This window comes from Actinomyces sp. oral taxon 897, assembly GCF_002999235.1.
GTDB lineage: Bacteria > Actinomycetota > Actinomycetes > Actinomycetales > Actinomycetaceae > Actinomyces.
The window spans coordinates 2,956,114-2,968,846 of sequence record NZ_CP027236.1 but is presented as its reverse complement, the minus strand read 5'-3'; the positions used below and the strand labels follow the sequence as shown (position 1 = coordinate 2,968,846).

The 12,733-nt window shown below is 72.5% G+C and carries 6 protein-coding genes, 1 tRNA gene and 1 riboswitch; of the genes, 2 read left to right on the top strand and 5 right to left on the bottom strand.

The features are described from left to right. Nucleotides 1–77 precede the first annotated feature (77 nt). Complete coding sequence (locus tag C3V41_RS11705; RefSeq protein WP_254423597.1) at nucleotides 78–1,520, top strand: C40 family peptidase; 1,443 nt, start codon at nucleotides 78–80, stop codon at nucleotides 1,518–1,520. A gap of 803 nt (nucleotides 1,521–2,323) precedes the next feature. On the opposite strand, the gene C3V41_RS11700 is transcribed toward C3V41_RS11705, so the two are convergent. The 5 genes from C3V41_RS11700 to C3V41_RS11680 form a co-directional block, all read right to left on the bottom strand. Further along, on the bottom strand, nucleotides 2,324–3,331 hold the full coding sequence (locus C3V41_RS11700; RefSeq protein ID WP_106110394.1) for a hypothetical protein: 1,008 nt from the start codon (nucleotides 3,329–3,331) through the stop codon (nucleotides 2,324–2,326). Between the two features lie 40 nt (nucleotides 3,332–3,371). After that, nucleotides 3,372–5,762: a 5-methyltetrahydropteroyltriglutamate--homocysteine S-methyltransferase gene (gene metE / locus C3V41_RS11695; RefSeq protein ID WP_106110393.1), complete on the bottom strand. Its 2,391-nt coding sequence runs from the start codon at nucleotides 5,760–5,762 to the stop codon at nucleotides 3,372–3,374. Continuing rightward, nucleotides 5,759–6,883 (bottom strand): methylenetetrahydrofolate reductase, encoded by a 1,125-nt coding sequence (locus C3V41_RS11690; protein ID WP_106110392.1) that lies wholly within the window; start codon nucleotides 6,881–6,883, stop codon nucleotides 5,759–5,761. The genes metE and C3V41_RS11690 overlap by 4 nt, the downstream gene beginning before the upstream one ends. Before the next feature lie 4 nt (nucleotides 6,884–6,887). After that, nucleotides 6,888–6,972: riboswitch (SAM riboswitch) on the bottom strand. A 319-nt stretch (nucleotides 6,973–7,291) separates the two neighbouring features. Next, complete coding sequence (locus tag C3V41_RS14310) at nucleotides 7,292–8,314, bottom strand: ABC transporter ATP-binding protein (protein WP_129591607.1); 1,023 nt, start codon at nucleotides 8,312–8,314, stop codon at nucleotides 7,292–7,294. Then, nucleotides 8,311–11,241: a hypothetical protein gene (locus tag C3V41_RS11680; RefSeq protein ID WP_106110390.1), complete on the bottom strand. Its 2,931-nt coding sequence runs from the start codon at nucleotides 11,239–11,241 to the stop codon at nucleotides 8,311–8,313. The genes C3V41_RS14310 and C3V41_RS11680 overlap by 4 nt, the downstream gene beginning before the upstream one ends. A 649-nt stretch (nucleotides 11,242–11,890) precedes the next feature. On the opposite strand from C3V41_RS11680, the gene C3V41_RS11670 reads away from it, so the two are divergent. Beyond that, nucleotides 11,891–11,964 (top strand) — tRNA-Lys (locus tag C3V41_RS11670). Nucleotides 11,965–12,733: the final 769 nt, after the last annotated feature.

The following is a 12,733-nucleotide window of genomic DNA, read 5'->3' as shown; positions in this document are numbered from 1 at the left end:
GCCCCACGTCCCGCTAGTGTTCTCAGTAGTGAGCCAGGCGCGTCCGTCAAGGTGGCGCGCCGAGGAACGGAGGACCCGTGAGCAGCATCCTTCACCGCAGGACGACCAGAGCCGTCCTCGCGGCGACCGCTCTCGCCCTGGCAGCCGGACTGGGCCCCATAGCGGTCGCGGACGATGTCTCCCAGGACGACATTGACAAGTCCAAGGCGGCCGAGAGCTCGACGTCGGCCTCCATCGCGACCCTTGAGGCCCAGCTCTCCCAGCTCAACGCCAGTCTCAACGCCGCCCAGATCAGCGCCGAGAAGGCCAACGAGGACTACCTGGTCGCCCTGGACGACCTCAACCAGGCCACCACCAGCGCGCAGACCGCCCAGACCAACGCGGACAACGCCAAGCAGGAGACCACCGAGGCCCGCACCGCGCTGGGTTCCGTGGTGGTGCAGACCTACCAGGAGGGTGGCAACCCCCTGGACATGCTCACCCCCTACCTGACCAGCGAGTCGCTGGCGGACCTCGCCGACCAGAACGTGGCCCTCATGCGCGCCGGGGAGAACTCTGACGCCAAGGTCCAGGGGGTGGAGGCCCTCCAGGCCGTGGCCGACACCATGCAGTCCATCGCGGACAGCAAGGTCGTGGCCAAGCAGACTGCCGCCGACACCGCCCAGAGCGCCAAGGCCACCGCCGACACCGCGGCCGCGCAGGCCCAGGCGGCGGTGACCGACGCCGAGACCAAGCGCACCAACCTCATTAGCCAGCTCGCCACCCAGCGCAACACCACCGTCGAGCTGGAGACCCAGTACCAGAACCAGCGGGAGGCCGAGCGCAAGGCTAAGGAGGAGGCCGCTGCCAAGGCGGCGGCTGAGGCGGCCGCCCAGGCTGCTGCCGCGCGGGCGGCTGCCGACCAGGCCGCCCGGGACCAGGCTGCTGCCAGCCAGCCCGCGGCCCCCGCCCCCACCGCCCCGGGACCTGACCCGACCACACCGGCACCCGATCCGGAGCCAGCACCAGCGCCCGCACCCGACCCTGAGCCTGAGCCCGCACCGGACCCCGAGCCCGCTCCGGCCCCGGCACCTGAGCCCGACCCGGAGCCCGAGCCTGAGCCGGCACCTGCGCCCGAGCCCGAACCTGAGCCGGACCCCGAGCCCGCGCCCTCCTACGGCGGGGCCTCGACCGCGATCAACTCGGCCTACTCCTTCCTGGGCACGCCCTACGTCTGGGGCGGGGAGTCCTACGGCGGCGTGGACTGCTCAGGCCTGACCATGCTGTCCTGGCGCAGTGCCGGGGTGTACCTCACCCACTCCTCACGTGTGCAGTACGGCGAGGGCACGCTGGTGCCCCTGGGCAGCGTCCAGCCCGGTGACCTGGTCTTCTGGTCGGACAACGGTACCCAGTCCGGCATCTACCACGTGGCCATGTACCTGGGTGACGACCAGATGATCGAGGCCCCGACCTTCGGCATGACCGTGCGGGTGACCGCCATGCGCTACTCAGGGGCCATGCCCTACGCCGTGCGCTTCTGACACCCGCCCCCCTCCGTGAGAACGGTACTTATTCTTCGCGAGAACGGTACTTGTTCGTCGTGAGAACGGTACTTATTGGCCGTGAGAACGGACGTGGACGACGGGACCCGTCTGCCCCACTGCACCTGGGGGACAGACGGGTCCCGTCGTCCACGTGCCGCCCGTACGAGCTCCCGCAGATCTCGGGCCCCGTACCAGCCCTCCGCTTCTCGGCGCGCTCCATCCCGAGGGTGGAGCAGGACTCAGGTCCCTGTACCAGTCCTCCGCTAGGGGTACCTGCACAATCCTGTAGGGAGCAGGGCCTCAACCAGTGCAGCCTTGTCCCGGCCCGGCGACCCCGACCTCGCTGGCAACGTACCTTGGTCACCGGGGACGTACCGTAGAGGTACGTCCCCGGCAGCCAAGGTACGTCCCCGGTGGCCAGGGCACGTCCGCGTCGAACAAGTACCGTTCTCGCGAAGAACAAGTACCGTTCTCGCGGAAGGGGGGCAAGAGAATGGCGCGGGACCAGGACGGCCCCGCGCCAGGAGACGCTCGAAGACACAAGAAGACGCTAGAAGACACTAGAAAACACCACAAAAAGCCGGGAGACGCTCGAAAACACCAGAAAAAAGCCAGGAGACTTCGGGAGACGCTCAGAAATACCAGAAGACTCCAGAAAACCGAGGCACAGCAGAAGACGCTTGGAGCCGGGCAGCCTGAGAGCCCCAGAGCCCAGGTGGCCTGAGAGCCCCAGAGCCAGGCGACTTAAGACCCGGAGCCGGGCGGCCACACGGGCGGCCTGGCTCCCGGAGCCAGCAGGCCTAGCGGGTCAGGAGCTCGGCCAGGCTCGGGCCCGTGACACCCAGGCGCCACACCCGCCAGCCGTCAATGTCCTGCGTGTGCTGGGCGGCGTTGGCGGCGGCTGAGGGATCCACGAAGGACTCCCCCGTGGACAGGGTCATCCGACCGCTGCGGTCCAGGATGGCCTCGTGGTGGATCCCCCGACGCGGCCGGTCCCACACCAGGCGGGCGGGGGTCTGGAGGCTGGCGGCGACCAGGGCCAGCGCCTGCGCGGCCTCGTTGCCCGAGGTGACCGTGGGCTGGGCCCCCAGGACAGGGCCGGTGCTGCGGTGCCCGCGGCGCAGGCCGGGCAGCTCCTCGACGGTGACGTCGTCGCCCTCCCAGGTCGGGACCGTAATACGGGGCATGGGGGTGGTCTCGAACTCGTTGGACCTCCAGTCCGTGCTCCCCCGGCTCGACCTGGACTCCGAGGGCGCCTCACGCCTGCTGGCCCACGCCTCCTCCGCGGCGCTACGGGCCGCCCAGGGGCTGTCCGGGGCGGCGTGGGAGGTCCGCCCCGTCGTCCCGGTCGTCCCCGTCGTCTCCCCGGTGGTACGGGAGTCCCCGGTGGTACGGGAGGCGGCCCACACGCTCTCGTCGCTGCTGCTCCCGCTGGTCTCCTCGACCATCTGGATGGGCGTGGCCTGGCGGATACTCGCCAGGGCGGCGTCCTCCACGGACTCGACGCTCACCAGGACGGTGCCCCCGTAGCTGCGCACACTCACGATACGGATATGTACCCCTGCCTCGGACAGGCGTCGTACGCTCGCGCGCACGTCATCGCTGACGCCCTCGGTCAGGATGGTCAGCCCGGTGTCCGACATCTCGGCGATGGCGGACACCAGGGCATCGGCGTCCAGGAACTCGAACACGGGGGCGGTCGTCTGGGTCGCCAGGGCCGCCCTCACCTGGGCCCGTACCTGTGACGACGCCTCACGCCCCCAGATGACGGGGGTGAGGCGGTCGTCGTCGAGAGCGAAGAGCGTCATGCGCCCATGATCTCATGGAAAGTGGGGTCTTGACGAGTGGTTAGAGGCTTTCGCGGACAGCTTTGGCGGCATCCACAAGATTGCGCAGGCTCGCCTCGGTCTCGGCGTAGGCGCGGGTCTTGAGCCCGCAGTCCGGGTTGGCCCAGACCCTGCCCGCTCCCAGGGCGTCCACGGCCCGCCGGAGCAGCTCGGTGCACTCCTCCACGCTGGGTACGCGCGGTGAGTGGATATCCCAGATCCCGGGGCCGAGCTGGCGCTCGAAGCCGTGGGCGGCCACCGCCGGGAGGATGTCCATGCGCGAGCGGGAGGCCTCGATACTGGTCACGTCGGCGTCCAGGTGGTCCACGGCGTCAATGACGACGTCGAACTCGGAGTAGCACAGGTGGGTGTGGACCTGGGTGGTGGGAGCCGCCCCGCCGGTGGCCAGGCGGAAGGAGCCCACCGACCACTGAAGGTAGGCGGGGCGGTCGGCGCGCCGCAGCGGCAGGGTCTCGCGGATGGCAGGCTCGTCGACCTGGACGACGCCGATCCCGGCCGCCTCCAGGTCGGCCACCTCGGCGCGCAGGGCCAGGCCCAGCTGGTCGGCCACCTGGGCGCGCGGGATGTCGTCGCGCACGAAGCTCCAGGCCATGATCGTCACCGGGCCGGTGAGCATGCCCTTCATGGGCTTGTCGGTCAGGGACTGGGCGTAGGCGGACCAGGCTACCGTCATGGGCGCGGGCCGGGCGACGTCGCCCCACAGGATGGAGGGGCGGGTGCAGCGCGAGCCGTAGGACTGCACCCAGCCGTGCTCGGTGGCGGCGAAGCCGTCCAGGAGCTCGGCGAAGTACTGGACCATGTCGTTGCGCTCGGCCTCGCCGTGCACCAGCACGTCCAGGCCGATCTCCTCCTGGAGCGCCACCACGCGGGCGATCTCGGCGCGCATGGCGTCCTCGTAGCCGGCCGCGCCCAGCTCACCGCGGCGGTGGGCGGCCCGGGCCCTGCGGATCTCGGCGGTCTGCGGGAAGGAGCCGATGGTGGTGGTGGGGATGAGCGGCAGGCCCAGCCGCGCGTCCTGGGCGGCCTTGCGCTCGGGGTAGGGGGCCCGGGTGCGGTCGGCCTGGGTGACGGAGGCCACGGCATCGCGCACCTCGTCCCGGCGCACGCCGGGGTGGGCGGCGCGCCGGGCCCGCAGCTCCGCGTCTCGGGCCAGCTCGTCGGCGACCGCCTCACGCCCCTGGGCCAGTCCCTTGGCCAGGGTGAGGACCTCACCCACCTTCTGGTCGGCGAAGGCCAGCCAGGAGCGGATCTCGGGGTCGATGCCGGTCTCACGCCCCACGTCGTGGGGCACGTGCTGGAGGGATGTGGAGGTGGCCACGGTGACGGGCGTGCCCGCGGGCAGCGCGTCACGCAGCGCCTCCAGGGTGGACAGCGCAGCACTGAGGTCGGTGCGCCAGATATTGCGCCCCGAGACCACCCCGGCCACCACGGTCTTACCCTCCAGGGTGGCCAGGTCCTCGGCATTGGGCAGGCGGCCGGCCACCAGGTCCAGGCCGACGGCCTCCACCCCGGTGGCGCCCAGGACGGGCAGGGCCGCGCCGAGCGGGCCGTAGGTGCCGGCCACGAGGATCCGGGGGCGCTCGGTCACGGCGGACAGAAGCGTGTAGGCCTGGTGGACGGCCGCGAGGATCCGCTCCTCCGGCACGTCCCAGGCGTCGCAGGCCAGGGCGGGCTCGTCGAGCTGGACCCAGGTGGCGCCCGCGGCCCACAGGTCGACCAGGAGGTGGGCGTAGGCGTCCAGGACGTCACCCAGGCGGTCCAGGGGGTGGAAGTCCCGGCCGGCGGCGTCGGAGGCCTTGGCCAGGAGGAGGTAGGTGACGGGTCCCACCACCACGGGCCGCACGTCCGTCCCGGCGCGGGCGGCCTCCAGGACCTGGGCCACCGGGCCGTCGGTGGGGTCCACGGCGCCGAAGCCGAGGGCGTAGCGCACCGGGGTGGTCTCGTCCAGCTCGGGCACCAGGTAGTGGTAGTTGGAGTCCAGCCACTTGGTCATCTCGGCGGCGGCGCGCTCGCCCTCGCCGCGGGCCACGGTGAAGTACTCCTCCAGGCCCAGTCCGGGGAAGCCCTGGCCGGCGGTGCCGCGCAGGTCGGCAAAGCGCTCGGGGACGGCCCCCAGGGCGGTGGTGACCTGGTGGACCTGGTCGTAGTAGGTGAAGTCGGCCGGTACGGAGGCGGGCCCGCCCAGGCCCAGGGCGGCCAGGTGCGAGCGGGTGGCCGCACGCAGGTCGGCGGCGGAGGCACGCAGGTCAGCCAGGGTGGTGGAGCCGCGCCAGGCCGACTCCAGGGCCTTCTTGAGCTCCCGGTCAGCGCCAATGCGCGGGTACCCCAGGATCGTGGCCCCCGGCAGGGGGGGCAGGGAGCCGGACGTGGGCTGGTCGGGTGCGGCGCTCATGCGTTCTCCTTGATGGTGGTCTTAGTGGTGTGTGGCTGGGCTGGCTGGAGGGGCGCGCCCGCGGCGGCCCGGCCCCCGCGGCGCAGGAAGGAGGGGCCGCGGCCGGGCGTGGCCTGGAGGTAGCCGCGGTCGACGGCGTCACGCACCTCCCGGTCCGGGGCGGCGCCGTCGAGGATCCGCCCCAGTCGCAGATGGCTAATAATGTCCAGGGCTGGTCGAGTGCGGTTGAAGGTGTACAGGTGCAGTCCGGGGGCGCCAGCCTCCAGGAGCGCGGTTGACAGCCCCAGGGTGGCGTCCACGCCGCGGGCCACCAGGGAGGCCCCGGTCGCGGTGGACAGGGAGTCGCGCAGCCTGCGGGGCACTGCGACGCCGGTGAGGGACTCCAGGCGGGTCAGACGGGTCAGGTCCGTCAGGGGGATGACGCCGGGCAGGACGGGGATGGTCACCCCGGCGTAGGTGCAGGCGCGGACCAGGGCCACGTAGTCCTCGGGCTCGTAGAAGACCTGGGTGATGGCCAGGTCGGCCCCGGCGGCCTGCTTGGCGGCCAGGACCTCGACCTCCCGGAGGTGGTCGGCGGCAGCCGGGTAGGCGGCCACCGCGATGGTGACGTGGCGCTGGCCGTCACCGAAGTAACTGGCCTCGACCTCGCGGATGACCTGGACCAGGTCGGTGGCGTAGCGCAGCTCACCGTGGACGTCCTGGGGGGAGAAGCCGGTGGGCGGGTCACCGCGCAGGGCCAGGAAGCGGCGCACGCCCATGGCCAGGAAGTGGGAGACGATCTCGACGGTGTCACGCCGGGTGTAGCCGATGCAGGTCAGGTGCGCCATGAGAGGCACCTGGGAGGAGGAGATGACGTGGGCGGCGACGTCCTCGGCGGCATTGCGCTCCCTGACGACGCGGACGCAGGGGACGGGGTCTGCGGGGGCGGGGTCCGGGCGGGCCGGGGCGGCGTCGGCCCCCTCCCCTGCCCCGCCCGGGGCGAGGAAACGGGGGCGGTAGGTCACCGACACGAAGTCCGGGGCGGTGGCCAGGAGCCGGTCAATGCGCCCCCAGGCCGCCGAGGAGCGCGGCGGGAAGAGCTCCAGGCTCAGCGTGGGGCGGGTCGGTGCTGGTGACGTCATGATCTCTCCATCGGTCCTGGCTGAAGCACCCGCCTACCGGGTTGCTGCGGCGTCAAGGAGCCAGGTCTCTCGGCCGCTCTGGATGGTGGACGTGAGCCTACCCTATCGACCTGGACGCCCACACCACAGGCCGCGGGACGTAGGTCACTGGCGCTGCTGCGTGCGGGCCCCCCGGTGCCTGCGAGCGGTACCGGGCTCGCCGGGCCAGTGCTCCAGCGGGCCCGGTACTGCGCTGCCAGCACCCCCGAGACCAGTCCACGTCCCCACCGACCCCGTCAGACCCGTCCACGACGCCTGAGTCCTCACCCAGCCCGAACCGCGTCCCCACCAGCCCCGTCAGGCCCGGTACCGTATTACCCGGTCTGACGGGTGGTCAGGGAGGGGCTGGCCGGGGCAGGTAGTGGCCCGTCAGGTGGGTGCGGTCGAGGATGTGTCGGGCACAGCGGGCCGGGGTGTGAGGTGGTGGAGCTCATCGGCGACCTCCAGGACGAGCGGGTCGTGGGAGGTGACCAGGACCGCCGCGCCCCGACCGGCCTGCGCCCGCAGGAGGGCGACGAGATGACGGGCGGTCTCCTCGTCAAGGGCGGCGGTGGGCTCGTCCAGGCACAGCAGCCGCGGGGCGCCGACCAGGGCCCGGGCCACGGCGGTCCTCTGACGCTCACCGCCGGAGAGCGTGGCCGCGTCCTGGTCCAGGACCTCGTGGAGGTCGAGCTCGTCAGCCAGGTCGACGGCCCGCTGCCTGAGGCCGGCCCGCACGGTGCGGGAGGCACGGCCTGGCGGGCAGCCCAGGAGGATGTTCTCCAGGACACTCAGCCCGGGCAGGACGGGACTGTCCTGCCCGGCGTAGCCCAGGAACCCGGCCCGGGCGGCGGCGACCCGCTCGGGACGGCGCCAGGGCACCGGCTCCCCGGCCCAGGTGACGCTACCGGTACTGGGCTGGAGGAGCCCGGCCACGACCCGCAGCAGGCTGGTCTTCCCGCAGCCGGTGCGACCGGCCAGGCAGGTCACCACTCCTGCGCGCAGGACCAGGTCGTAGGAGCTGACCACTGTGCGGGCGGAGCCCCGGGTGACGTACGTGACGGAAACACCCTCCAGGGAGGCGACGACGTCGCCCGCCCAGGTGGATGCCCCGTCCGCGACGTCGCCCTGACCACGTGCGCCACCGGGGACCCGCCCTGAGCGGGGAGCCCGGGACCCGGATCCGCCGTCGGGCTCTAGGCAGCAGGCGGAGGCGGCCGGGGCCCCGGACCCGGCTCCGGGCCCGGGGTCAGTCCCGGGACCGTCACCAGAGCCAGCTCCAGGATCAGGACCGTCACCGGACCTGGGACCAGCTCCAGGATCGGGACCGTCACCAGAACCGGGCACCGTCCCTATTGCAGCAACCTCCCCTGCCGGACGGGCAGGCTCGCCGTCAGCGGCGTGAGCACTCATACATCCTCCTGCGAAAGGCGTCCCTGCCAAAGGCGCCGTCCCTGACGCGACGGGCCGGGCCGCCAGCCGCTATCCGGTGCGCGCTGGGGCCGCGAGGCCCTGACGGCGGGCAGCAGGTGGATGGCGGCGGTAAGGACCAGGGCCAGGGCGCAGACCGCCAGGGCCAGGACGATGGCGGCGACAGGGACCTGGGGCACCCACAGGCTCACTACCGGGGTGAGGCAGGCCAGGAGCAGCACGACCGGCACGTACCGGCGCCCCCAGGACACGACCTCCACCCGGACACGGGCGGCGCGGGACCAGCCGGCCGCCGCCAGGACCTGGTGCCTCCCGGTGAGCGGTGCGCGCACGGAGCGCAGGCCCGTGAGCAGCAGCGCCAGGGCGGCCACGCTGGTCAGGGCCACCAGCACCGTCGTGGCCAGCCGGGCCAGGGACAGGCCGACCCCGGCGGCCTGGGAGGTGCCCGCCTGGGACGTGTACTGGGACAGGACCGTCAGGCCCGCCCCGGCCGCCAGCCCGGTCAGGACGACGCTGGCCCCGGTGGCGAGCCCACCCGAGGCGCCTGCGAGGTGGTAGCCCACGCCCACGGGCCCCGGCACCGTCCGCCGGACCCGCGCGCGGACAGCGCGAGGCGCCCGGAGCCTCGCGACCCTCCACCGTGACCGGGCCTGCGCGCGGACGGCGCGAGACCCCCACCTGGGCAGTCGCAGCCGGCCCGCCTGCGGAGACTCCTGCGACCCCCGCGGAGACCTTCCGGCGGCGTCGGTATTACCCCGCCCCGTCAGGCCCCTCCGGCCCCGGGCCCCAGTGCGCTGGGGACGCAGGGCGGCGGCGGCGTCCCACAGGACCCACACCACCACCCCCAGCACGTAGACGAGCCCGACCGCGGGGGCCAGGACGAGGACCACCGGGTTGCTCCCCTGCGTCGCGCTCACGGCACAGGCCGCCGCCGCGCCCAGGAGCACGGCTGCCAGGGCGGGCAGACGAGCACCCAGGAGCCGGGCTCGCAGCCGGGGCCCGGACCAGCCGGACTGGACCAGGACCCGGGCCCGGAGGACCCGCGCCGCGGAGGCCTGCCCCTCGACGACCAGGGCCAGCAGGCCACAGGTGAGCATTGACACGACGGTCAGCATCCTGGTGGTCCACGACGAGGCGGCCTCCACGCGGGCCACCGCCCCCAGCTCGGTCCACTGCTGGGTGGCGGTGCCGTGCCAGGCGCCGGTCATGGAACCGGTCAGCTCCACGGACACCTCCACCGGCGAGGAACCGGTCACGACCGTCGGCGTCAGGCCCATGTCGGCGACCCGGGCGGCCACGCGCTCTAGGTCGTCCTCGCTGGCCGCCCCGCCGTCGGGCCGCTCCAGGCGCAGGCGCACCATGCCGGCGGGCAGCCGGGTCCCGTCCAGGGCCAGGTCGTCCAGGGCGGTGTCGGGGATGACCGCGCCCGCCGGTGAGGTGACGGCCCCGGTACCCGACACGTCCTGGGCGACCGGCCCCCGGCTGGTCCTCAGGGTGGAGGCCGCCAGCGGATCCGTGCCCGGCAGGGACCCCGAGGTCACCGGGTACAGGCCCGTTGAGATCATGCCCGGCTTGCGGTAGGCGCCCCCGACCAGCCCCCGGACCCGGTAGATCTCCTCCCGCCACTCCGAGGAGGTGATCCCGGCGACGGCCGTGTAGCGCAGGCTGGGACCGCCACCGGGGCTGGTGGTGTCGACGGCGGACAGGGGCGCCGGCTCCTTGCGGGTGGCGGTCCTCGAGGAGTCGGTGGTGACGTCCCCGTAGGACATGGTCCCGTAGGTCACGACCTGGGACGGGGCGCCGACCCCCAGGGGGTGCGCGGGGGCGAGCCAGAAGTAGGCGGGCGACGTCGTGGGCACCGTGGCGACCTCGTGCCCCGGCAGGGCCAGGAGCCTGTCGGCTGCGGACTCGGTCAGGTAGCGGCAGTCCTCACCCGCGACCGGTGGGCAGCGGTAGGCCCTGTCCGTGTCGTCCTCGGTGAGGGAGGTCCCGGTGGTGTCGAGCTCGGTGGCCTGCCCGCTCACCGTCATGTCGGGCAGGCCCGAGTCCGCGACCAGGGCTGGCACGGGGTACCCGTAGGACAGGAGCCAGGGACCGTCCAGGCTCAGGGGGTCGTCCGCCCTCGGGCCCGAGCCGTCCCCCCGCCAGGTGTCCCGTGCCCACTGTACGAAGGCACCGGGGTCAGCAGCGGCCCTGGCAAGGGAGTCCATGGAGGCCGCCAGGGCCTCGTCGCCGCCGGCCCTGGCGAGCGCGGCCTCGGAGGCCGGGTCCAGGGCGACGATGGATGCCCGGCTCACGTCCGTCATCGCGGCCGAGGAGAGGCCCGGGGCCGTCAGCGGCTCAAGGGCTACGCCCTGGTCGGTGACCACGGGGACCAGCTGCCCCAGCTCGTCTCCTGACAGGAGGTTGATGGCGGAGCGCGTACCAGGGGCGAGGAGCATGTTCCTGCCCTGGGCTGCGAGAAGGAGGGTGGAGGGGGCGGAGACCCTGGTACCAGTGCCGTCCGTGACCGACACGGTGACCTGGACGCGCCAGGCCCGCAGGTGGTCGCCGTCCTGGTCGGCGGCGGGCCGGGGCACCCAGGCGCTCACGACCTGCTCCGTGTCCTGGTCGGCCAGGTCGACCACGGTGACCGGGGCGGCGACCTCCACCCCCGGGATGTCCCGCAGGGCCCGGACCTGGTCAGGGGTCACGCTCCCCTGGGTCATCCAGGCGTCCGGGGCCAGGTACCGGTGACCCCCCAGGACCGTCACCGGATCCCGGGAGGTCACGACGATATCGACAGGAGTGTCCCGCACCCCCTCCAACCGGTCCCTGACAGAGACCGACACGCTCGAGCCCAGAAAGGAGGAGGCCAGCAGCGCGGCCCCTACCAGGGCCCCTGGGGCGAGGCGGGACAGCAGGCTCACGCGGAGACCGATCCGCCGTCGCCCAGCAGGCAGGCCCTGTGGAAGCGGTCCACGTACCAGCAGTTACGCGGCCTGGGCTCCCCTCCGGGCTGCCACCAGCCGGACACGACGTCCGGGTGCGTCGGCGTAGCCGCTGCGACACCGACGCTGGTACCGACACCGACGCATCCGGCCACACCCAGGACGGCCACAGCGACAGCAACGACGACTCTCCTCATGGCACTAACCCTCTCAACCAGCGGCGACGTACCGCGACGAATAGGTTACAGGTCACGCTACTAGAGGAGTGGCTACCTGCACAGCACCTCGCACAACGTCTCACTTTATGAGACCGCGTAGGGTAGACTCCCATACCGACGCCACCCGTGTGACGGTCTGGAGCGCGCCGGTCTGGAGCACGCCGGTCTGGAGCACGCCGGTCTGGAGCGCGCGGCCGCCCAGGTCGCTGACACCGGCCGCCGCCAGCCTGCTGGCCGGGCGGTAAGCCTGCCGCCCTCATCCCGATCGAGGACGTGGCAGTCCGGAGCCCGCCGCCTGGGTGGTGAGCCTGCTGGCAGAACGGTGAGCTCGCCAACGGACCACTATCGGCACTACGTCAAGCTCGCTATGCTGGGCCCGCACCGGCGTCGGCCCACCTCCGACCCCGTACGCCCCTCTAGCTCAGTCGGTCAGAGCTGCGGACTTTTAATCCGAAGGTCGTGGGTTCGAGCCCCACGGGGGGCACCGCCCGGGTGCCAGGTAGACGCTGGTGTCCCGCCCGTCTCCCACCCTACTCAGCACCCTGTAGCGCTCTATAGACTCCATAGCGCGATAGGTACTGCTGCACCGACTGCTGCACTGGTGCCGGAAGGATAGGGGCGCCGATGGGCAGGAAGGCCAACGGGGAGGGATCGGTCTACAGACTCCCAGGGAAGGTGGACGGCCGCGGCGTCCCGGACAGTACGGCACGGCCCCTAGCGGGTAGATACCGCGGTGCGCTACGACATCCTCTACGAGCAGGGCACGGTCATGTCGGGCGCCTACGCCCCCTCGCCTACCCGGCACAGGCGACGGCGAGACAGGCCACACCCCTTCTTGCGACTTCTCCCTCGCCTATAGCGCGAGCGGGACGAGATCGATTTACGAGGGTGGGGGTTCCTGGTCTTTCGTGGCGCGGACTCGGGTGGTTCTATGCGGTCTCCTGGATGGTCTGCCGCCTGTCTGCTGGCCCGGTTCGTGTGCGTGTCGCAGTCTGAGGATCAGAGCAGTGGGCACTCTCTGCCGCGCCGGGCCCCAGGCCCCTGACCTGCGTGGACATTGGGTGCACAAAGGTGAGAACGAGGTGGGGTCGGCTCTGATCCTCAGACTGCGACAGAACCGTCCGCCCACCACCGCCGGGGCCGTGCATAGAACCCCAGGTGCGGGGCGAGGCGGGCTGGCGGTGCCATAGCACCCCAGATGCGGGGCGGGGCAGCAGGCCCTGGGCCGGGCTACGGCTGGTGGCGACGGGCGG

What these genes read in the sequence shown, in the direction of transcription:
- metE (WP_106110393.1), bottom strand. Translation starts at nt 5,762, where the DNA reads ATGAGCGCCGCACCCGACCAGCCCACGTCCGGCTCCCTGCCCCCCCTG.
- C3V41_RS11700 (WP_106110394.1), bottom strand. Translation starts at nt 3,331, where the DNA reads ATGACGCTCTTCGCTCTCGACGACGACCGCCTCACCCCCGTCATCTGG.
- C3V41_RS11690 (WP_106110392.1), bottom strand. Translation starts at nt 6,883, where the DNA reads ATGACGTCACCAGCACCGACCCGCCCCACGCTGAGCCTGGAGCTCTTC.
- C3V41_RS14310 (WP_129591607.1), bottom strand. Translation starts at nt 8,314, where the DNA reads ATGAGTGCTCACGCCGCTGACGGCGAGCCTGCCCGTCCGGCAGGGGAG.